This is a genomic window from Neopararhizobium haloflavum (genome assembly GCF_002750855.1).
In the GTDB taxonomy this organism is placed as follows: Bacteria; Pseudomonadota; Alphaproteobacteria; order Rhizobiales; family Rhizobiaceae; genus Georhizobium; species Georhizobium haloflavum.
Genome location: NZ_NWUC01000001.1, coordinates 662412 through 682488, shown reverse-complemented (window position 1 = coordinate 682488; position 20077 = coordinate 662412). Strand labels below are relative to the sequence as shown.

Sequence of the window (20077 nt, the reverse complement as noted above, 5' to 3'; positions counted from 1 at the left end):
CTGCGCGGTCAAGGCCTTTCGCTTGCCGGATAGCTCCGGAATCGGCCCCACGATTGGGTCGGCCTCACCGGAATTTCTCTCAGCCCGCTTCATCGCGGGCGCCATCGTGCTTGTCGTGATCGAACCTAAAGCAGCCCGCCGAAGCGGTCAAACGGACAAGCGACATCCCTGCGCCCGAATCCGACGCATCGCAGATCAGGACGCATCCATCCGACTGACGCCGAGCGCCACCGCGGTCTCGCGGATGAAGCGTTCGTCGCTGGCCGAGGTCTCGTGCGGCGAGGTACACGAGCCGGCGATCCGTCCCATCAGTCCGATCAGCCGCAGCCGCTCTTCCATGCTCATGGACTTCAGCAGCCGATCCCTCACCTCCGAGTCCGCTTTGCCTTGCCGCTTTTCCAGATAGGCGTGGAGCGCCATCATCTCTGCCGGACGGATGCCGAAATGTTCGCTGCAGATCGATTGGAAGACCTGCATTTCCGGGTCACGCACGACACCATCGGCCAGCATCATGCGAAAAAGCAGCAATATCTGCGCCACTGCGACCGGCTCGCGGTCGAGACGCCGCGCAATGGCCCGGCGCATGCGCCGCGTCTGCCACGTCGTCCACAGGTTCCTCGCCAGCCCCATCGTTCATCTCGCCCGACATGTTGCCTCCGCGGGCGGCAATCATCGGCGCGCAAAAGCGCCGTCGCGGCCTTCGTCGATGCGACGAAGGCAGATCGTAAAATACGCCGAGAGCGCGCCATTGTGGAAACGGTCGCGCTCTGCCATAGCCCGATCAAATCACACTTCTCGGGCGCTCACCATTGGAAGAACTCTTATCCACAGCAACGCTGTTCCTGCTGGCAGCCGCCTTTCTGGGTGGATTCGTCGATGCGATCGCCGGCGGCGGAGGACTGGTGACGGTTCCGGCTCTGATGCTGGCCGGTCTCTCGCCTGTCGAATCGCTGGCGACCAACAAGCTTCAGGCCCTGTTCGGAGCGACGTCCTCGACGCTCGCTTACGCGCGCAAGGGGCATGTCGACATCAACAGCCAGTTGCCGGCTGCTCTCCTTGCCGGTCTCGGGGGCGCGTTAGGCGCGGTGCTGGCCGCCGTCGTCCCGGGAGATTTTCTCGCCGCCCTCCTCCCAGTCCTGCTGATTGCGATCGCGGTCTATTTCGCCCTCAAGCCGAACATGGACGATATCGACCGCGCGCGCCGAATGACCCCCTTCGTCTTCGGGCTGACGCTCGTTCCGCTCATCGGCTTCTATGATGGCTTGTTCGGTCCCGGAACAGGCTCGTTCTTCATGATCGCCTTCGTCGCGCTGGCCGGATTCGGCGTTCTCAAGGCGACCGCGCACACGAAATTCCTCAACCTGGCCTCCAATCTCGGGGCATTCCTCGTCTTCGCTGCAGTCGGCGTCGTCTATTGGAAGATCGGCTTGGCCATGGGCGCGGCGCAGATCTTCGGCGCCCGGCTCGGTGCAGCGCTCGCGATGCGCAATGGTGCGCGCATCATCAAGCCGCTTTTGGTCATCGTCTGCATCCTGCTCGCCGCGCGGTTGCTGCTCGACCCCGAACATCCGATCCGCATCTTTTTCGCCGCATGAAGAAGCGCCCGCCGGACATGCGGCGGGCGCGACTGTGTGAAACGGTCTATCTGACGATCAGTCGGCCGGCATGATGCGCAAGAGATGACCGTTGGTGTCGTCGGTCACAACGTAGATGGCGCCCTCCGGTCCTTGCGCGACGTCCTGTATGCGCATGCCGAGGTCTTCGAGATACCGCGCCTTTTCCTCCGCGCTTTCACCCTCGACGTCGACATGAACCAGAGCCGCCGATGCCAGGCCGCCGACAAAGATATCACCCTGCCATTCAGGGAATGCCTCGCCGTCATAGAATATCATGCCTGAAGGCGCGATCACCGGCGTCCATGTGAGAATGGCGTCCGTGCCGCCCTCCATCGCCGCTTCTCCCTCGTTGATCGGATCGCCGGAATATTCGACGCCATGTGAAACGAGCGGCCATCCGTAATTGTTGCCGGGCTGAATGATGTTCAGCTCATCGCCGCCCATCGGCCCGTGCTCGATTTCCCAGAGATCGCCGGTTTCGGGATTCATCGCCGCCGCCTGGACGTTCCGGTTGCCGTAGGACCATATCTCCGGAAGCGCTTCGGCATCGTCGACGAAAGGATTGTCTTCGGGGACCGAGCCATCCGGATTGATCCGCACGATCTTGCCCAGGTGACTATCCAGATCCTGTGCCTGGCCGCGGAATTCGGCGTCGGAGCGCTCGCCAAGCGTCACGAACAGATGTCCATCACCGTCGAAAACGATGCGCGAGCCATAGTGCTTGGTGCTAACTTCTTTGGGCTGCTGCGAAAAGATCACTTCGCCATCTTCGAGCGCGGTGCCGTCGTCGGAAAGCCGGGCCTTGTAGACGGCGGTAGAGTTCGTGTCGTTCTCGCCCGGCTCCGAAAAGCTGAGATAGACCATCCGGTTCTCTTCGAAATCGGGATCGATGGTGACATCCAGGAGCCCACCTTGATCGCGCGCATCCACCTCCGGCGTGCCGCTGATCGGATCCGAAAGCGCGCCGTCCGAAGAGATCATGCGCAGATTGCCTTCCTTCTCCGTCACCAGCCAGCTCTCGTCGGGAAGCAGTGCCAGCCCCCAGGGCTCGGCAATCCCCTCCGTCACCGTTTCCACCTGTATGGACCCGCTCTCCGTCTCGAAGGTTTCATTGATCGGTTCGGCAAGAGCCGGAGAAACGATCAGCATCGCGGTCGAAGCGATTGCGAGTTTCCTGAAAGCGGTCATGGTCATGAAATTCTCCATTGAAGTGGACTCCGTCAAACGCTGGAACACGCCCGTCGCGAGAGGGGTTCCATGACAAATCCGCTGGTGGGATAACAAGCGCGTGAGACAGCTGGCCGAAGAAGGACAATGCTGATGACGAAGCCCGATGCGATGCAGTCGCCCCGAATCTTTCCCACCTTTCGCTGCAACGATCCGGACACGGTCATCGCATGGCTATGCGACGTCGTCGGCTTTGCAGAACGTGTTGTCTACCGCAGCGGCGGACATGTCGTTCATGCCGAACTGGCGTACGGGTCGTCGATCATCATGCTGGGCCGCCATCGCGAGGACGGTTACGGCCAACTCGTGGGCGACCCTGCCGGCAGACGCACAGACGCAATCTACATTGCCGTCGACGATGCCGACGCCCTTTTTGCCAGGATCAAGGCGTCCGGCGTCACGATCGAGGCCGAGCCGTACGACACCAACTATGGCAGCCGCGACTTTTCCTGCAGGGACCCGGACGGCAATCTGTGGGCGTTCGGCACCTACTGGCCGAAGGTCGGGGAAAAGCCGATAGGGGGCTGACGATTGGGGGTCCGCCGTATCGTTGCCAATATCGCGGCCGATGACCTTGCGGCCGGCCGCGAATTCTATGGGACTGTTTTCGGTCTCGATGTCCTGATGGATCTCGGCTGGATCATCACCCTCGGAAACGCCGATCGAATGACCCTGCAGCTCAGCGTGATGCGCGAGGGCGGCTCGGGAGCGCCTGTGCCCGACCTCTCGATCGAGGTTGACGACCTGGACGCGATCTTGGACAAGCTTCAGGCTGCCGGTCATCCGATCGAGTACGGACCGGCGCGGGAGCCGTGGGGCGTCCGGCGCTTCTTCGTGCGCGATCCCTTCGGAAAACTCGTGAACGTGCTGGTGCATCTGTAGGACTGCACGATCTGCCGCCGTCGCAGCGGCTCGGGCCGAAGGTCTTCCGGCCCCTCGGCGACACTTTCAATATTCGATGCCGATCTGGGCTTTGATACCCGCCCTGAACGGATGCTTGATCATTTCCATTTCCGTCACGAGATCGGCCAGTTCGATGAGTTCGTCCTTGGCGTTCCGACCGGTGATGATGACATGCTTCATGGCCGGCTTTGCCTGCAGCACGTCCAGGATTTCCCCGATCGGCAGATAGTCGTATCTGAGCACGATGTTGAGTTCGTCGCAGAGCACCATATGGTGCTCCTCGTCGAGTATCATGGCTTTCGCCTTCTCCCAGGCGGCCCTTGCCGCGGCGATATCGCGCGAGCGGTCCTGCGTTTCCCAGGTGAAGCCCTCGCCCATCGTCGCCAGCGTCACCTGGTCGGCGAACCTGTCGAGCACATTGCGCTCGCCGGTCCCCCATTTGCCCTTCACGAACTGAACGACACCGACCTTCATTCCATTGCCGAGCGCCCGGAAAACCATGCCGAATGCTGCGGTCGACTTCCCCTTGCCCTTGCCGGTATGGACGATCGTCAGACCTTTCTCGATCGTCTTGGTCGCGATGATCTTGTCGCGAGCCGCCTTCTTCTTGCGCATCTTCTCCGCATGACGCGCGTTCAGGGCGTCCTCGCTCATGTTGAGGGTCTTTTCCGACTTTTCCGCCATGGTCTCAGTCCTTTGCCGGCAGGCCGTCGCCGCAGACGAGCCACGGCAGATGTTCACTGTAGAAATCGTGCTTTTCCGGCCGCCAGTTCCGGTCGTCTTCAAACGAGGCGAGCAGGAGATGGACCTCCTCGGGCAGATCGTCATTGCGGTACCAGATCGGCGATCCGCACCTTCCGCAAAACGCCCGCTCGACGGCCGGCGAGGATCGGTATGTGCGCGGTGCCTCGCCTGAAAACGCGACATTCTCGTCGCGGAACGATGCAAACGCCGCCACCGGTGCGGAAAGGGCGCGGCGGCATGATTCGCAGTGGCAGAACGCCACCCATTTCGGCGCGCCGCGCGTTTCGAAACGCACTGCCCGGCAAAGGCAATGTCCGCTTCTTATTTCCATCATCCCTCTCCGACGATCTCGCAAAGGGTGAACTTGGCCGAATTGCTTTTCGGCGTCCACATCTCTCGCTCCATCGCCTCAATGAACCGTTGCGCGAGTTCCTTCAACGCCGGCGCGTTCTTGTCGCCGATGAAGGCGCGAACCGTCTCGTCTGCGATGAACGCCTGATAGGCCAGTTCGAAATGATGATCGCGCACGGCGCCTGTCGTAGCCGCGAACGCGAACATGTAGTCCACCGTTGCGGCGATCTCGAAGGCACCCTTGTAGCCATGGCGCATCACGCCTTCGATCCACTTGGGATTGACGACCCGCGCGCGCATCACGCGGCCGATCTCGTTTTCCAGCGACCGGACGACTGGCCGTTCCGGCCGCGAGTGGTCGTTGTGATAGATAGCCGGACGCGCGCCCTTCAATGTCTCGACGGCCGCGCTCATGCCGCCTTCGAACTGGTAGTAATCGTCCGAGTCGAGCAGATCGTGCTCACGGTTGTCCTGGTTCTGGACCACCGCGTCGACGCTCGACAGGCGCGCCTCGAACAGGCCTCGCTCGGCCGCCCCTTCGATCTGTGCGCCATAGGCATAGGCGCCCCACACCATGTAGGCCTCGGCAAGGTCACCGCGCCTTTCCCAGCCTTTTTCGTCGATCAGTGCCTGCAAGCCCGCACCGTAGGCACCCGGCTTGGACCCGAAAACGCGATAGCCCGCACGGCGACGCGCTTCCTCTTCGCCGGCGCCCTGCGCGACGAGAACTGTGGTTTCGCGGCGCATACGCGCGCCGATGGGATTGTCCGCCTCCTCCTCATCCAGCGCGCCGATCGCCCGCACCGCCTTGTCGTAAAGCGCGATCTGCTCAGGGAAGGCGTCGCGAAAGAAGCCCGAAATCCTCAGCGTCACGTCGACCCGCGGCCGTCCGAGAAGGGCGAGCGGCACGATCTCGTAGCCCGTGACACGGCGCGAGGCATGATCCCAGATGGGCTTTGCTCCGATCAAGGCCATTGCCTGGGCGATGTCGTCGCCTCCGGTCCGCATGTTGGAGGTCCCCCAGGCGGTCAGTCCCAGCGAAGTGGGCCAGTCGCCATGATCCTGCGCGTAGCGGGTCACGAGCAGCTCCGCCGACTTGCGGCCGAGTTCCCATGCCGCCGGCGTGGGCACTGCACGGCTGTCGACGGAATAGAAATTGCGGCCGGTCGGCAGGACATCCGGTAGCCCGCGGCTTGGCGCCCCGGATGGCCCCGGCGCGACGAACTGCCCGGCAAGGCCCCTCAGAAGCCCCGCGATCTCCGCCGGACCAGAACGGGCAATCGCCGGCTTCAATCTTGTCTCGATTTCCTGAAGAACGCCGAGCGTGGCTTTCCACTGCCCATCACAGCCGCCCGTATCTCCGACGAGGCGCGCTGCCAGCAGTTCGATCCGCTCTACCGTGTCGCCATATGTGCGCCAGGGATCGCCAGACACGCTTTCGAGAACACGAGGTCGCGCGCCGTCATAGGGGACGGCCATGTCGCAGTCGAGCGGATCGATACCCAGCCGAAGGTCCGAGGCGATGGCGCGCTGCAGGCTCGCATCACCACCCTCGCCCTCGCCGCGCGGCACCCGCGCCAGCGCGACCGTCAGGTCGGTCAGCAACCGGCCTTCAGGAGAGACGCCAAAGACATGCAACCCGTCGCGAATCTGCATTTCCTTCAGATCGCAGAGATAGGCATCCAGCACCTCCAGCGCCCGGTCATCGCCCGCCTCCGCATCAATGCCTGCGTCCTTGTCCAGCCCGATGTCCCGGACGAGGTCGAGAATCTGGCGCTTGAGCAGCGACAGCCGGCGGGGGTCGTTGCCCGCCGCGTCGTAATATTCGTCGACCAGCGCTTCGAGCGCCTTGAGCGGGCCGTAGCTTTCGGCCCGCGTCAGGGGCGGCGTCAGGTGGTCGATTATCACGGCCGCGCTACGGCGCTTGGCCTGCGTTCCTTCGCCGGGATCGTTGACGATGAACGGATAAAGATGCGGCGTCGGCCCGAAGACGGCCTCCGGCCAGCAGCGCTCCGCCAGCGCCAGCGCTTTTCCCGGCAACCATTCCAGATTGCCGTGCTTGCCCATATGGACCACCGCATGCACGTCGCGCACCGCTCGCAGATAGGCATAGAACGCCAGATAGCCGTGCGGCGGCACGAGGTCGGGCGAGTGGTAGGTTTCCTTCGGATCGATGTTGTAGCCACGGGCTGGCTGAATGCCGAGCACCGTATTGCCGAACCGCATGAGCGGGAGCGCGAATGCCTCGCCCAGAAAGAACGGATCGTCTTCCGGCGCACCCCATCGACTTTCAATGCTCTCCTGAATCGATATCGGAAGCGATTGGAGGAACGCGTTGTATTGCTTGAGCGAAAGCGTCTCGCGAACGATGCGCGCATCGACCGCCGCATTGGTCGGCCCAGCCATCAGGCGATCGATCAGATCATCCCCGCTCACCGGCAGGTCGCCGACCTGATAACCCGCGCGTTCCATGGCCCGCAAAACTTCCACGGTGCCGGCGGGAGTATCGAGTCCGACGCCGTTGCCGAGCCGCCCATCGCGGTTGGGGTAATTGGCAAGGATGATGGCAACGCGTCGCTCTGCCGCCGGCGTCCGCTTGAGCCGCGCCCAGTTTGCCGCCAGCTGCGCCACGAACCGAACACGATCGGCCACTGGCTCATGCGCGACGATCGGAGCTTCGACCCGCTGGTCGAAGCGGTCGGCCGACTTGAACGAAACGGCGCGGGTCATGACGCGGCCATCCACTTCCGGCAAGGCGACGTTCATGGCCAGGTCACGCGACGAAAGCCCTTGCGGCGATGCCTCCCAGGCTGCGCGGTCAGACGAGGAGAGCACCACTTGAAGCACCGGGGCACCGGTGGATTCCAGCACCGTGCCTCCACTCTCGCGGCCTGGCGCCGATACGGCGAACCCGGTCGCGTTCAGCACCACGTCCGGCGGCGTCTCGGCGAACACCCGCTCCACCACGCCGATCGAAACCGGGTCCCTCAAGCTTGAGACGTAGATGGGGACGACCCGGACCGCTTGGCGCTCGAGCGCCGCAACGAGTTCGGCGATCGGCCCCGTCTGGCCGCTTTGGACGAGCGCGCGATAGAAGACGATGGCGGCCGTTGCGTGGAAGTGGCCGCCGTCCTTCGAGCGGGGGCCATCCCACCGGCCCGCCTTCATCAAGGGTACGGCACCTGGAGGTCGCTCACCGTCTCCCGCCATCGCCGCGAGATGGCTGAGAAAGCCGCGCGTGTTCTCCGCTCCACCCTCATTGAGAAAGGCCCAGAGCGCGTCGCGGTCGCTCGCTTCGATCGTCGAATAGCGGGACAGTCCCTCATCCGGCTTGTCATCGCCCGGCAGAGCGATGAAGCCGATGCCATGGCGGGCCGCCACGGCCAGAAGCGCATCGAGGCAATAGCCGAAATATCCGGCGCCCCCCAACGCCCGCACCACGATCATGCGAGCGTGGCGCGCCGTGCGCTCGATATAGGTGTCGACGGACATCGGGTGCTTCAGCGCCATCAGGCTGGCGACGCGAACGGACCTGGCGCCGGCCGCACCATCGGCCGTTGCCGCCGCGACGGCAGCGAGCTCCGTATCGGCCGCAGACAGGAAAACGATATCGCCCGGCGACTGGCCAAGATCGATCGCCTCCTCGCCATCGGCGATCGAACCCTTCTGCGCGAGCAGGAGATGCATGGCTTCAGGCCGCCGCCGCCGCGATCCCGTCGCGGATCGCGGCAGGATCCAGCTGATCGTGCAGGCCGATCACGACAAGCCGTGTCGCACGCGGCTCTCCCGGTCTCCAGGGACGATCGAAATAGGTATCGATGCGGCTGCCGACTGCCTGGACGACCAGCCGCATGGCTTTTCCGGGTACGTCGACGAAGCCTTTCAGGCGCAGGATGTCGTGCGCGTCGATCACGCGCTTCAGCCCGTCGGTAAAGCTTTCCGGCGCGCTGACGGATCCCAGATCGACGACGAAGCTTTCGAACTCGTCATGATCGTGGTCGCTGCCGTCTGCATGGTCTCGCTCATGCTGCGAAGGCCGGTTGGCGATGTCGTTTTCCGTACCCACGCCCAGCCCCAGCAGCACGGAAGCGGGCACCTTGCCGCCGGATGCCTCGATCATCTGGGGTTTGCGGTTTGACCGACCGGCAACGAACGCACGCACAGCATCCATGCCGGCGCTGTCGATGAGGTCGGCCTTGTTCAGGATGATCAGGTCCGCCGACGTCAGTTGGTCCTCGAACAATTCCTCCAGCGGGCTTTCGTGGTCGAGCGTCTCGTCGGCGGTGCGCATCGCATCGATGCGGCCCTCGTCATCGGCGAACCGACCGGCGGCGACGGCCGGGCTATCGACCACGGTGACGACGCCGTCAACGGTCACGCGCTCCTTGATGCCGGGCCAGTTGAACGCCGCGACAAGCGGCTGCGGCAAGGCAAGTCCCGAAGTCTCGATCACGATGTGATCGGGGCGGTTCTCGCGCGCCAGAAGCGTCTCCATCGTCGGTATGAAATCGTCCGCGACGGTGCAGCAGATGCAGCCATTGGTCAGTTCGACGATATCCTCTTCCGAACACGCCTCGGCGCCGCACCCCTTCAGGACCTCGCCATCGACCCCGAGGTCGCCGAATTCGTTGATGATCAGCGCGATCCGCCTTCCATCCGCGCGGGTCAGGAGATTGCGGATCATCGTTGTCTTGCCGGCACCGAGAAAGCCGGTGATCACCGTCGCCGGGATCTTCGTTTGCATGGGGTCATCCCTTCATTTTCAGGGGCAGGCCGGCGGCAATGAAATAGACCTCATCCGCCGCGGCCGCGATCTTTTGATGGAGGCGGCCCGCATGATCGCGGAACGCGCGGGCCATGGAATTTTCCGGCACGATGCCGAGACCAACCTCGTTGGACACGAGGATCAGCGGACCGGCCGGATCTTGGATAACGGCGACCAGGTCGTCGAATGCGGCGTCGATGGCGGCATCGCCCTGCTCTTCCATCATCAGGTTCGTCACCCAGAGCGTCAGGCAGTCGACCAGTACGACGCGCGCGGGTGACAGTTCGCTGCGCAATGTCTGCGTGAGCCCCAGCGGCGTTTCGTGCGTCATCCATGTGCGACCGCGCATTGCCCTGTGCCGGTCGATACGCGCGCGCATTTCGTCGTCCCAGGCACGCCCCGTCGCCACATAATGGCGGTCGAGGCCGCTCTCACCGGCCAGCGCCTCCGAAAAGGCCGTCTTGCCCGAACGGGCGCCGCCGAGGACGAAGACGGTCCTTATCGGTGGGGCTTGGCTCACCGGTCAGGCCAGACCGACCATGGCAAGCACATGCTCGCCGACGAGCAACACACCCGCCCCCGCGACGACACCGCCGGAGATTCGCAAGGCGACATTCTCCCCCGTGCGCCCGGATGCCAGAAGTGCGGTGGCGACAAGCCCGGCACCGATAGCGATCAGATACTGCGTCGCCCCGAAACCGAGCAGATAGGCAACCACCGGAGTTGTTTCGGCACCAAAGACAGCCTCACCATAGGCATGGCCATGAAATAGCCCGGCAATGGCGAAGACGCCGGCATAGGCACCAGCCGGCCAGTTGCGCCCTGAAAGCAGCATGACGCCCAGCGTTGCGACCGAGAGCGAAACCATGAATTCGACCAGCGGCAAGCCGATCGACATCAGGTGAACGAGCGTGCCGAGGATGGTGGCTGCAATGAAGAAGAGCGGCATGGTGAAGCGATGACGCGTCAAGCTCGCGGCAATCCCGACCGCGATGATGAAGGCGAGATGGTCGAGCCCGATGATCGGATGCCCGACGCCCGACAACAGTCCCTGACCGAAGGTGGATGGCGTCGCGCCGCCCATCGGATGGTGGGCAAATGCTTGAGTGGCGAAAAGTGTCGTCGCGGCAGCGACGGCCGCCCGCTTTACAGTCTGCATGATGAAGACAACTCCCGTGTCCAGGCCGCCTGAGCGGCCATGCGACAGGGCGTCCATCCGACCGGCAGTCTCCCCCATATTCCGGTATCCCCGGACCGAGACTGCTGGCCACGAGCGGAACACCCCGTCCCTCTGGCGAATGTTCGAAAGGCAGGTCTCCTGGCTCACGGCTCTCGCGCCGGACATCGTTGTCCGGCGCAGCGGCTGACCCTCGCCTTCCCGAAGTGTTTTCGCGGTGCGCTGGCGGACGATTCGTAGAAAAGAGGCGTCCAGCCCGGTTGTGCGCATCGCCACTTCAGTGGCTTTTCCGCCCTTTTCCTGCGCCGGGCCCGCAACGCACCACGCGATGCTTGTCGACCCGAAGCGTTCAAAAGACGGATGGGACAGCCTTGCCGCTCTACAGTCGCGGGGTCGGCTGCGATCAAGGTGCCCGGATTGGGTCCACCCCTCGCATTCCCTTTTCATCCCCGATCGCCGATGACGATCGAAGAACCGTTCGAATGCACATTGATAGGCACGGCGCTCGATGTGTGTCAATCGCGCCGGCCTCAGCGCCGCGTGGCATGCCGCAACATCGCATCGAAATCGATCGTCGCCTCGAGCGTGGCCGCAATGGCGTCGAGCGCGTCCTCCACACCTTTCCGGTAGTCCGAACCGCTTGCGGTGATGCCGAACGATGCGAGATAGGCGCGGCGAAAGGCATCGTTGGCAAACAAGCCGTGAAGGTACGTGCCACAGACCTTGCCGTCGGCGGACATCGCCCCATCGGCCGTCCCGGCCAGCATCGTGAGGGGTCGCGCGCAGTCGGCGCCGCCGGTACGCCCCATGTGAATTTCATAGCCCTCCACGGCCACGCCGAACGCGACCGCCTGCCCATTTACCTGACGAACGGTCTTCTCGGCAGCCATCGTGGTTTCGATATCGAGCAGACCCAGCCCTTTGACCTCGGAGCGCGCGCCATCGACACCGCAGGGGTCGGCCACAAGCCTGCCGAGCATCTGATATCCGCCGCAAAGGCCGAGGACATGGCGCCCTGCCCGAACGTGCCGGCTCAGCTGAACGTCCCATCCTTCGCTGCGAAATGCCGCAAGGTCGCCGATCGTCGATTTTGAGCCCGGAAGCACGACCAGCCCGGCGTCCTGCGGGATCGATTCGCCTCGACGCACATAGACCAGTTCCACATCCGGCTCGGCTGCGAGCGGATCGAGGTCGTCAAAATTCGCAATGCGTGAAAGAACGGGGACGGCCACCTTCAGTGCGCCACCGGCGCGACGAACCATGCGTTCCAGAACCACCGAATCCTCCGGTGGCAGCCGGCCGGCCTCGGCCAGCCACGGGACGACCCCGAAGGACGGCCATCCGGTAAAATCCGTGATCGCCCTCAGCCCGGTATCAAAAAGCGAGATGTCACCACGGAACTTGTTGATCAAGAACCCGCAGATTCTTTTCCGGTCCGCCTCCGGCAGGACGGCATGTGTGCCGACGAGCGATGCGATGACGCCGCCACGGTCGATATCGCCGACGAGAACGACCGGCACGCCGACACGCTCTGCAAACCCCATATTGGCGATGTCGCCCGCCCGCAGATTGATTTCCGCCGGCGATCCCGCCCCCTCGACGAGAACGAGATCGGCGCCGTCCTCGATGAATGAGAAGCTTTCGGCGACCCGGTCCAGAAGCTCCGGTTTCAGCTTCTGATAGTCACGCCCTGCCGCCCGGCCGAACACCTTGCCCTGAACGACGATCTGGCTGCCCGTGTCGCTTTCCGGCTTCAGAAGGACCGGGTTCATGTGAACGGATGACGGCGTTCTGCAGGCCATCGACTGCAGCCACTGCGCCCGGCCGATTTCCCCGCCGTCATCGGCTACGGCGGCGTTGTTCGACATGTTCTGCGGCTTGAACGGCCGAACGGTCAGGCCGCGATTGGCCGCGAGCCGGCAGAGCCCGGCGACCAGCACCGTTTTCCCGACGTCAGACCCTGTCCCCTGCAGCATGATGGCGCGTGTCATGGCCAATCGATTAGCCGAAGACCAGGGCTGCGTCACCGCGCCGCGCATGATTTTTCAGAACCAGTCTCAAATGCGACACGGCGCGGCGTCAGCGATATACCGCAGCGCACCAAGCGTGCCTATATCGCGTGCAAACGCTGAAATATGCGTCTGATGTTCCACCCCTGTCGGTCGAAAGGCCAAAAGACATGTTTGCATTTTTCCGTCGCAAGAACCGCGCAGTCACCAGCACCGTCGCACCGGCCGCCAATCGCGACCCCTACGATTTCGTCATCCGTCATCAGATCAATTGCGGCCCGTTCGGCTATGTGCGGGCAATGTCGGGTCAGGACGTCTGATCGGGCCGATACGCGAAAACCGCGCGAGGAGACCTCGCGCGGTTTGCCGGAATACGCTGGCTGCACCGCAATAACGCTGCGGACATCGCGTGAACTTGTCTGGCTCCGGGACGCGTGACCTTTTTCCGGAGCGAGGCGGTTTGTCCCCCGCCGCACCAACAGAATTAAGCCGATATCGTTACCGTAGGGTTAGTGAGAGCTTAAGCGAGTATGAATCGCCCGCTTTTCTTTCTTAACCTGCGCAAAAAGTTGTCCGATGCGTAAGTTCAGGCCTGCTCGACAGGCTCGGCGACCGCGATCCGCGCAGCACAGAACTTGAACTCCGGAATTTTTCCGAACGGATCGAGTTGCGGATTGGTCAGCACGTTGGCCGGGCTCTCGTTGAAGCAGAACGGCATGAAGATCATCCCGTCGGCGACCTCCCGGTCGGCCCGCAGCAATGCCTCCACGGTGCCGCGCCGCGTCTCCACCTTCACCATCATGCCCTGACGCATGCCGCGCCGTTCGATTTCGCGCGGATTCATGGATGCGATGCCCTCTGGCTCGATGGCGTCGAGCACGCCCGCGCGCCGCGTCATCGCTCCAGTGTGCCAATGCTCCAGAAGGCGCCCCGTCGTCAGCACCAGCGGATAGGCCTCGTCGGGGACCTCATCCGGGGCCAACAGATCGGCGGGAACGATCTTGCCGCGTCGGTCCTTCGTCGGAAAGCCGTTCGCGAAGATGATCTCATTGCCGGCCCTGTCAGGCGCATCGGCCGGATAAGTCACAGACTCCTCGTCTTCCACCCGTGCCCAGGAAATGTTCTTCAGCGACGGCATCGTCGAGGCCATTTCCGTATAGACCTGCGATACGTGCTCATACGCCCAAGACATGCCGCAGCGATTGGCAAGGCTCTGGATGATCTCCCAGTCCTGTCGGGCCTCGCCTGGCAGCGAGATGGCCGGCCGGCCGATCTGCACCTGGCGGTTGGTATTGGTGAAAGTGCCCAGTTTCTCGGCATGCGCCGATGCAGGCAGCACGACGTCCGCATGCCAGGCCGTCTCGGTCAGGAAGATATCCTGAACCACCAGATGGTCGAGCTTGGCGAGCGCTGCGCGCGCATGGGTCTGGTCGGGGTCCGACATCGCCGGATTTTCGCCCATGACATACATGCCGGTGATCGCGCCATCATGGACGGCATCCATGATCTCGACGACGGTCAGTCCGCGCTTGGCATCCAGCGGTCGGCCCCAGAGGTCTTCGAATTCGGCGCGGATATCGGGGTCCTCGACCGACCGGTAATCGGGATAGACCATCGGGATGAGACCCGCGTCCGAAGCGCCCTGAACGTTGTTCTGTCCCCTCAGCGGGTGCAGTCCCGTGCCCGGTCGCCCGATGTGGCCGGTAATGAGTGCAAGCGCGATCAGGCAGCGGGAGTTGTCGGTGCCATGGGTGTGCTGCGAAATTCCCATGCCCCAGAAGATGATCGAGCGCTCGGATTTGGCATACGTCCGCGCGACGTCCCGGATGACGTCGGCCGCGATGCCGCAGACCTCCTCCATCGCTTCCGGCGTGAAGTCCTTTACCTTCTCGCGCAGCGCGTCGAACCCTGAGACGTTGGCCTGGATGTACTGCTCGTCGTAAAGCCTTTCGGCGATGATCACATTGAGCATCGCGTTCAGCAACGCCACGTCGGTGCCTGGCTTGAAAACCAGCGAGTGGCTGGCATGCCGCATCAGATCCTGGCGTCGCGGATCGATGACGACAAGTTTGCGCCCCTGCTTGGCTGCCTGCTTGAAATACGTTGCAGCAACCGGGTGATTCGTGGTCGGCCGCGCCCCGATGACGATGATGCAGTCGGCCTTCAGCGCATCCATGAACGGGGCCGAAACCGCGCCGGAGCCAACCCCCTCCATGAGGGCGGCGACCGAGGATGCGTGGCAAAGCCGCGTGCAGTGGTCGACGTTGTTCGTGCCGAAACCCTGCCGGATGAACTTCTGGAAAAGATAGGCCTCCTCGTTCGAACCCTTGGCCGAGCCGAATCCGGCAATCGCCTGTCCGCCTTTCTCGTCCCGTATCCGGTTCAGACCCGAGGCGGCGCGTTCCAGCGCCTCGTCCCATGTGGCTTCGCGGAATACAGAGAGAGGATCGGCACCCTTCAGATTGATGTCGCCACGCTTCGGCGCGTCGTCCCGGCGCACCAGCGGCGTTCTCAAACGGTCCGGCGATCGGACATAGTCGAAGCCGAAACGGCCCTTGACGCACAGGCGGTTCTCGTTGGCCGGCCCGTCACGACCGTCGACCTGGACGATCGTGTCGTCCTTGACCGCAACCGTTGTCTGGCAGCCGACGCCGCAGAACGGACAGACCGAATCGACGACCTTGTCGAAATCCTTGACGCTGCGTGTGCGATTGCCGTTATCCATCAGCGTCTTTTCGTAGAGCGCGCCGGTCGGGCAGGCCTGCACGCACTCCCCGCAGGTCACGCAGGTCGAGTGCCCCATCGGGTCGTGGATGTCGAAAACCGGCACGGTATGGCTGCCGCGTTCGCCCATCCCCAGAACGTCGTTCACCTGGACCTCCCGGCAAGCGCGCACGCAGGCATTGCAGGCGATGCAGGCATCGAGATTGACGGCGATGGCTGGATTGGTGACGTCGTGGCCGAGCGGCGGCGTTTCATGCTCGAATTTCGAGCGGTAGCGCGCCGACCCCGAAATGCCCATCGAACCGGCCCAGTCCCAGAACGCCGACTGCTCGTCGGGCGAAGCCTCGCGGGCCGGCATGTCGGACGCAAGCATCTCGAACACCATGCGCCGGGCCTTGTCCGCGCGCTCCGTCGTCGTCTTCACCACCATGTCGGCGGCGGGCTTGCGGATGCAGGAGGCTGCAAGGGTGCGCTCACCCTCGATTTCGACCATGCAGGCGCGGCAATTGCCGTCCGGCCTGTAGCCGGGCTTGTCGAGGTGGCACAGATGCGGAATGCGCGTTCCAGCGCGTTTGGCGACCTCCCAGATCGTCTCGCCCGCGCTCGCCTCGACCGTCCTGCCGTCGATTGTGAAGCTGATCGTCTTGGTCATTTGAACTCGATTTCCACGAAAGAGAAGTCGTAGTCATTGGCGTTGATCACGTTGTGATGCACGCCCTTCTCCCGAAAATAGGAGCCGCCTGCGGAAAGATCGACAATACTTTCCGACCCCTTCGGGTCGACGATCCGCAATTGGCCGTTCAGCCCCGGCACCACGACATAGTCGTGTTCATGGACGTGTTCGCCGGTTTCGGCGCCGGGCGCGAACCGCCACTCGGTCACCCGCGTGCGCTCATTGTCGATCTGAACGGTTCCGACTGCCTTGATGGTCATCATGTTTCCCTTGATTCGCGCACTCATCGACTGACGAGGAGTTGCCCGCCGACGAGAACAAAGAAAAGACCGAACGCTGCCTCGAACCAGCGCATCGCACGCCGGTAGATCCGTTGAGCCAGTTCTGAGGAGAAGAGCAGAACATACGTGCCGTAGATCGCACAAGACGACAGGCCCGCCACCAGGCAAAACTCGAAGATGACGATGGACGGCGCTTCTGAGGATAGCACGAAGGCGGATATCGATGCCCAGAACAGCGCGGATTTCGGATTGAGCAGACAGATCGTCAACCCGCGCCGGTACCCCGCCCGGATGGAGAGCGCGCCGGCGTCGGCGCGGATCGCTCCCGGAACATTCCTCCACGCGGCCAACAAGGCCCGCAGTCCCAGATAACAAAGGTAGAGCCCGCCGCCGACCTTGAGGATCAGGAACAGCGGCGGATGCAGTGTGAAGACCACCGAGAGGCCGAAGCTGGAGGCCAGCGCCCACAGAAACGACCCTGACGCGATGCCGCAGACCACGGCAAAGCCGGCGCGGCGACCGCTGCCGAGCGCGGTCGAGGCCGCCGCCACGAGGTTGGGCCCTGGCGCTGCCATTGCGACCACCAGCATGACCCAGGCGGTGAAGAGAATCGAAAAGGAGTCCGCGCTCATTCGAGGTCGTCTCTGAAATGGGTCAAAAGGTGGTTCACGGGGTTCGGCGCGGCCTGCCCAAGCCCGCAGATGGAAGCGTCCCGCATCACCGCTTCCAGATCACGCATCGCCTCTTCGTCAAAGCCCCCCGGCCGCTCCAGGAGTTGCACCATCTTTTCCGTGCCGGATCGGCAGGGCGTGCACTGGCCGCAACTCTCATGCTTGAAGAACCGCAGGAGATTGAGCGTAGCGTCCTTGACGCTGTCCTTGTCGGAAAGGATGACGACCGCGTGGCTCCCGACGAAGCCACCGAGTTCAGCGAGCCTGCCGCCGAAATCGAGCGGAACGTCGTCCATCGCGGCCGGCAGGATACCGCCGGAGGCCCCGCCCGGCAGATACGCCTTGAAGGCATGGCCATCGGCCATTCCGCCGCAATAATCGTCGATCAGTTCGCGCACCGTCACCCCGGCCGGCGCCAATTTGACGCCCGGCTCCTTCACACGACCCGACACGGACCAGGAGCGGATGCCCGGATGGTCCTTGCGCCCCATCGCCGCGAACCAGTCGGCGCCGTTTTCGGCGATGTCGCGCACCCACCACAGCGTTTCGATATTGTGGTTGAGCGTCGGTCGGCCGAAGAGCCCTTTCTCGGCGATATAAGGAGGACGATGGCGTGGCAGACCGCGCTTGCCCTCGATCGACTCCAGCATCGCGCTCTCTTCGCCGCAGATATAGGCGCCGGCACCACGCCTGAGTTCGATGAAGCCCGGCGCGGCGAGTTCGGCTTCCTCGAGCGCAGCGATCTCGCGGCGCAGGATTTCCAGAACGGCCGGGTACTCGTCGCGCATGTAGAGGTAGATGCGCTCCGCCTCGACGACCTGCGCGGCAATCAGCGCACCCTCCAGCATGCGGTGCGGATCACGTTCCAGATAGTAGCGATCCTTGAATGTGCCCGGTTCGCCTTCGTCGCCGTTGATCGACATCAGCCGCGGGCCGGCAAACCCCTTGACGATCTGCCACTTCTTGGCGGCTGGAAATCCTGCCCCGCCAAGGCCGCGCAGCCCGGCGTCGGACAGGCTCGAAATCAGGTTGTCGGCACTGCGCTCGCCGGACCGGACCGCTTGAAGGAGATCATAGCCGCCCTGCGCACGATAGGCGGCCAGTTGCACGTAATCCGGAATGACCGGATCGAATGCGCCGTCATCCGCCATCCGCTTCAGCCCTTCGGCGCTGGCATGATCCACTTCGCGATCGCCAAGCCGCGCAGCCGGCGCCGTTGCGCATCGGCCCATGCAGGGCGCGCGAACGACGCGGACGAACTGAGGATCGACGGCAGTCTGAAGTTCGCTGATCAGCGTTTCCGCGCCCGCCATCATGCACGAAAGGCTGTCGCAGACCCGGATCGTCAGCGGCGCGGGTCGCGGCTCGCCCTCGCGCACGACATCGAAATGATCGTAGAATGATGCGACTTCGTAGACCTCCGCCTGCGAAAGCCGCATGATCTCGGCAAGCGCCCTGAGGTGGTCGGCAGACAGGCAACCGAAAGCGTCCTGAACAAGATGCAGATATTCGATCAGATGGTCGCGCCGGATCGTCCGCTGCCCCAGCAGCGCCTCGACATCCATCAGCGCGGCATCGTCCAGCGCTCTGCCCTTCGGCGCGTTTTTCCGTCGTCCCTCGCCCGCTTTCATTCTGCCTCGCCTGCCACACTCTTTCGTGGCCTCTTCCTGCGTGCTCAATAATTCTGGTGCAACACCCTTGTCGTCAAAAAGGCGCAGAGCCGTACCATTATACGGCCTTGCAAACCGCGCGATGCGGCGATGCGGCGCATCGGGTTTGTGCGGTGGGGAACGAGCCTGCCGCCTTTGCCTTTGTCGTTCTTGCGGCGTAAGACAGTCGAATGGGTAGAACCGACATGACGTCCATATCACAAAACCTTGTCTGGGCAGCGCTTTTCACCCTTGCCCCTTCAGCGTTCGCCCAGGAACACCCGGCCCGAGAAGCCGGCGACCGACCGCTTTCCTGCGGAGACGTGTCGATCGCCGAACTCAACTGGGCGTCAGCCTCCATCTTCTCCCATATAGACGCGATCATCCTCGAACACGGTTACGGCTGCGACGTCGAACTGATCCCCGGCGACACCATGTCGACGCTCAATTCCATGATCGATGAAGGCAAGCCGGACGTATCGCCGGAAACCTGGATCAACTCGGCACGCGAGACGCTTGACCAGGCGGTTGCGACACGGGAGTTGCATTATATGGCGCCGGCCTTCGCCGATGGAGGTGTGGAAGGCTGGTGGATTCCGCAATACATCGCCGAGGCTCATCCCGAAATCGAGACGGTCGCCGATGCGTTGGCCGCGCCGGAACTTTTCCCGGCGCCTGGCGATCCCCGGCGTGGAGCGTTGCACAACTGCCCGGAAGGCTGGAGCTGCCAGATCTCCACCACCAATCTCTTCGAAGCCTATCGGGGATGGGAGAAAGGATTTGACCTTCTTCCGTCCGCTACTGGCGAAGCACTCGAGGAGTCGCTGGCCGAGGCCTACGCCGATCGCAAGGGATGGCTCGGCTACTATTGGGCGCCAACGGCCGCGCTCGGGCGCTATGACATGGTGAAACTCAATTTCGATGCACCCTATGACGAGGAACTCTGGCATGGCTGCATCATCGATCCTGATTGCGCCGCGCCGCGGATAACCGCATGGCCGCGATCGGAGGTCTATACCGTCGTGACGGACGGCTTCGCGCGTCGGGCGAACGGGGCGCTCGGCTATCTCAAGAAGCGTTCGCTGGGCAACGATGTGCTGAATGGCCTGCTGGCCTGGATGACGGACGGCAAGGCTTCCGGGGAGGAAGCGGCGATCCATTTTCTGCGGACCCACCCGGACACCTGGCGCGAATGGGTAAGTGAGGAAGCCTTCGGCAAGGTGAATGCGGACCTGGAGCGTTCTGCAGGCAAGTCGCGGTAACGGGCATCTTGCAGTGATATAAAGA

18 protein-coding genes and 1 riboswitch are annotated in these 20077 nt (G+C 63.3%); of the genes, 5 read left to right on the top strand and 13 right to left on the bottom strand.

Annotated features, from left to right (window positions below; all coding sequences use genetic code 11):
* Positions 1–195: 195 nt before the first annotated feature.
* Positions 196–630, bottom strand: a complete 435-nt coding sequence (locus tag CN673_RS03505; protein WP_099864808.1) for a TerB family tellurite resistance protein — start codon at positions 628–630, stop codon at positions 196–198.
* 179 nt (positions 631–809) lie between these two features.
* Here CN673_RS03505 and CN673_RS03500 point away from each other — a divergent pair, with 179 nt between their 5' ends.
* Positions 810–1595: a TSUP family transporter gene (locus CN673_RS03500; protein ID WP_099864807.1), complete on the top strand. Its 786-nt coding sequence runs from the start codon at positions 810–812 to the stop codon at positions 1593–1595.
* Positions 1596–1652: 57 nt separating this feature from the next.
* On the opposite strand, the gene CN673_RS03495 is transcribed toward CN673_RS03500, so the two are convergent.
* The gene (locus tag CN673_RS03495) at positions 1653–2810 is read right to left on the bottom strand and encodes a PQQ-dependent sugar dehydrogenase (protein WP_099865051.1); all 1158 of its coding nucleotides are present in this window, start codon (positions 2808–2810) and stop codon (positions 1653–1655) included.
* Between the two features lie 126 nt (positions 2811–2936).
* Between CN673_RS03495 and CN673_RS03490 the strand changes: the two genes are divergently transcribed.
* Entirely contained in the window at positions 2937–3371 is a 435-nt protein-coding gene (locus CN673_RS03490; protein WP_099865050.1) for a VOC family protein, read from the top strand.
* A gap of 3 nt (positions 3372–3374) precedes the next feature.
* On the top strand, positions 3375–3725 hold the full coding sequence (locus CN673_RS03485) for a VOC family protein (protein WP_099864806.1): 351 nt from the start codon (positions 3375–3377) through the stop codon (positions 3723–3725).
* Positions 3726–3791: 66 nt separating this feature from the next.
* On the opposite strand, the gene cobO is transcribed toward CN673_RS03485, so the two are convergent.
* The 7 genes from cobO to CN673_RS03450 form a co-directional block, all read right to left on the bottom strand.
* Positions 3792–4430 (bottom strand): cob(I)yrinic acid a,c-diamide adenosyltransferase, encoded by a 639-nt coding sequence (gene cobO / locus CN673_RS03480; RefSeq protein WP_099864805.1) that lies wholly within the window; start codon positions 4428–4430, stop codon positions 3792–3794.
* A gap of 4 nt (positions 4431–4434) precedes the next feature.
* Positions 4435–4821, bottom strand: a complete 387-nt coding sequence (locus tag CN673_RS03475; protein ID WP_157928791.1) for a GFA family protein — start codon at positions 4819–4821, stop codon at positions 4435–4437.
* On the bottom strand, positions 4821–8528 hold the full coding sequence (gene cobN, locus CN673_RS03470) for a cobaltochelatase subunit CobN (protein ID WP_099864803.1): 3708 nt from the start codon (positions 8526–8528) through the stop codon (positions 4821–4823). Before cobN ends, CN673_RS03475 begins: the two co-directional genes overlap by 1 nt.
* A gap of 4 nt (positions 8529–8532) precedes the next feature.
* The gene (gene cobW, locus CN673_RS03465) at positions 8533–9585 is read right to left on the bottom strand and encodes a cobalamin biosynthesis protein CobW (RefSeq protein WP_099864802.1); all 1053 of its coding nucleotides are present in this window, start codon (positions 9583–9585) and stop codon (positions 8533–8535) included.
* Positions 9586–9589: 4 nt separating this feature from the next.
* Complete coding sequence (gene cobU, locus CN673_RS03460) at positions 9590–10108, bottom strand: bifunctional adenosylcobinamide kinase/adenosylcobinamide-phosphate guanylyltransferase (RefSeq protein ID WP_099865049.1); 519 nt, start codon at positions 10106–10108, stop codon at positions 9590–9592.
* 21 nt (positions 10109–10129) lie between these two features.
* On the bottom strand, positions 10130–10843 hold the full coding sequence (locus CN673_RS03455; protein ID WP_245409755.1) for a HupE/UreJ family protein: 714 nt from the start codon (positions 10841–10843) through the stop codon (positions 10130–10132).
* A 54-nt stretch (positions 10844–10897) separates the two neighbouring features.
* Positions 10898–11277: riboswitch (cobalamin riboswitch) on the bottom strand.
* Between the two features lie 36 nt (positions 11278–11313).
* Complete coding sequence (locus tag CN673_RS03450; RefSeq protein ID WP_099864801.1) at positions 11314–12774, bottom strand: cobyric acid synthase; 1461 nt, start codon at positions 12772–12774, stop codon at positions 11314–11316.
* Positions 12775–12962: 188 nt separating this feature from the next.
* Here CN673_RS03450 and CN673_RS20835 point away from each other — a divergent pair, with 188 nt between their 5' ends.
* Complete coding sequence (locus CN673_RS20835; RefSeq protein ID WP_157928790.1) at positions 12963–13112, top strand: hypothetical protein; 150 nt, start codon at positions 12963–12965, stop codon at positions 13110–13112.
* Between the two features lie 266 nt (positions 13113–13378).
* On the opposite strand, the gene fdhF is transcribed toward CN673_RS20835, so the two are convergent.
* Genes fdhF through CN673_RS03430 form a run of 4 tightly spaced genes read right to left on the bottom strand, consistent with a single transcriptional unit; the run spans position 13379 to position 18772 of the window.
* The gene (gene fdhF, locus CN673_RS03445) at positions 13379–16168 is read right to left on the bottom strand and encodes a formate dehydrogenase subunit alpha (RefSeq protein ID WP_099864800.1); all 2790 of its coding nucleotides are present in this window, start codon (positions 16166–16168) and stop codon (positions 13379–13381) included.
* On the bottom strand, positions 16165–16449 hold the full coding sequence (locus CN673_RS03440; RefSeq protein ID WP_198585872.1) for a cupin domain-containing protein: 285 nt from the start codon (positions 16447–16449) through the stop codon (positions 16165–16167). Before CN673_RS03440 ends, fdhF begins: the two co-directional genes overlap by 4 nt.
* 23 nt (positions 16450–16472) lie before the next feature.
* Positions 16473–17060 (bottom strand): LysE family translocator, encoded by a 588-nt coding sequence (locus tag CN673_RS03435; RefSeq protein WP_157928789.1) that lies wholly within the window; start codon positions 17058–17060, stop codon positions 16473–16475.
* 38 nt (positions 17061–17098) lie between these two features.
* A complete protein-coding gene (locus CN673_RS03430) occupies positions 17099–18772 on the bottom strand; it encodes an NADH-ubiquinone oxidoreductase-F iron-sulfur binding region domain-containing protein (RefSeq protein WP_099864798.1) in 1674 nt (557 codons plus the stop codon).
* Between the two features lie 224 nt (positions 18773–18996).
* On the opposite strand from CN673_RS03430, the gene CN673_RS03425 reads away from it, so the two are divergent.
* A complete protein-coding gene (locus tag CN673_RS03425; RefSeq protein WP_099864797.1) occupies positions 18997–20052 on the top strand; it encodes an ABC transporter substrate-binding protein in 1056 nt (351 codons plus the stop codon).
* Positions 20053–20077 lie beyond the last annotated feature (25 nt).

What these genes read in the sequence shown, in the direction of transcription:
- CN673_RS03505 (WP_099864808.1), bottom strand. Translation starts at nt 630, where the DNA reads ATGGGGCTGGCGAGGAACCTGTGGACGACGTGGCAGACGCGGCGCATG.
- CN673_RS03495 (WP_099865051.1), bottom strand. Translation starts at nt 2,810, where the DNA reads ATGACCATGACCGCTTTCAGGAAACTCGCAATCGCTTCGACCGCGATG.
- CN673_RS03490 (WP_099865050.1), top strand. Translation starts at nt 2,937, where the DNA reads ATGACGAAGCCCGATGCGATGCAGTCGCCCCGAATCTTTCCCACCTTT.
- cobO (WP_099864805.1), bottom strand. Translation starts at nt 4,430, where the DNA reads ATGGCGGAAAAGTCGGAAAAGACCCTCAACATGAGCGAGGACGCCCTG.
- CN673_RS03475 (WP_157928791.1), bottom strand. Translation starts at nt 4,821, where the DNA reads ATGGAAATAAGAAGCGGACATTGCCTTTGCCGGGCAGTGCGTTTCGAA.
- cobN (WP_099864803.1), bottom strand. Translation starts at nt 8,528, where the DNA reads ATGCATCTCCTGCTCGCGCAGAAGGGTTCGATCGCCGATGGCGAGGAG.
- cobW (WP_099864802.1), bottom strand. Translation starts at nt 9,585, where the DNA reads ATGCAAACGAAGATCCCGGCGACGGTGATCACCGGCTTTCTCGGTGCC.
- CN673_RS03455 (WP_245409755.1), bottom strand. Translation starts at nt 10,843, where the DNA reads ATGGGGGAGACTGCCGGTCGGATGGACGCCCTGTCGCATGGCCGCTCA.
- CN673_RS03450 (WP_099864801.1), bottom strand. Translation starts at nt 12,774, where the DNA reads ATGACACGCGCCATCATGCTGCAGGGGACAGGGTCTGACGTCGGGAAA.
- CN673_RS20835 (WP_157928790.1), top strand. Translation starts at nt 12,963, where the DNA reads ATGTTTGCATTTTTCCGTCGCAAGAACCGCGCAGTCACCAGCACCGTC.
- fdhF (WP_099864800.1), bottom strand. Translation starts at nt 16,168, where the DNA reads ATGACCAAGACGATCAGCTTCACAATCGACGGCAGGACGGTCGAGGCG.
- CN673_RS03440 (WP_198585872.1), bottom strand. Translation starts at nt 16,449, where the DNA reads ATGACCATCAAGGCAGTCGGAACCGTTCAGATCGACAATGAGCGCACG.
- CN673_RS03435 (WP_157928789.1), bottom strand. Translation starts at nt 17,060, where the DNA reads ATGCTGGTGGTCGCAATGGCAGCGCCAGGGCCCAACCTCGTGGCGGCG.
- CN673_RS03430 (WP_099864798.1), bottom strand. Translation starts at nt 18,772, where the DNA reads ATGAAAGCGGGCGAGGGACGACGGAAAAACGCGCCGAAGGGCAGAGCG.
- CN673_RS03425 (WP_099864797.1), top strand. Translation starts at nt 18,997, where the DNA reads ATGACGTCCATATCACAAAACCTTGTCTGGGCAGCGCTTTTCACCCTT.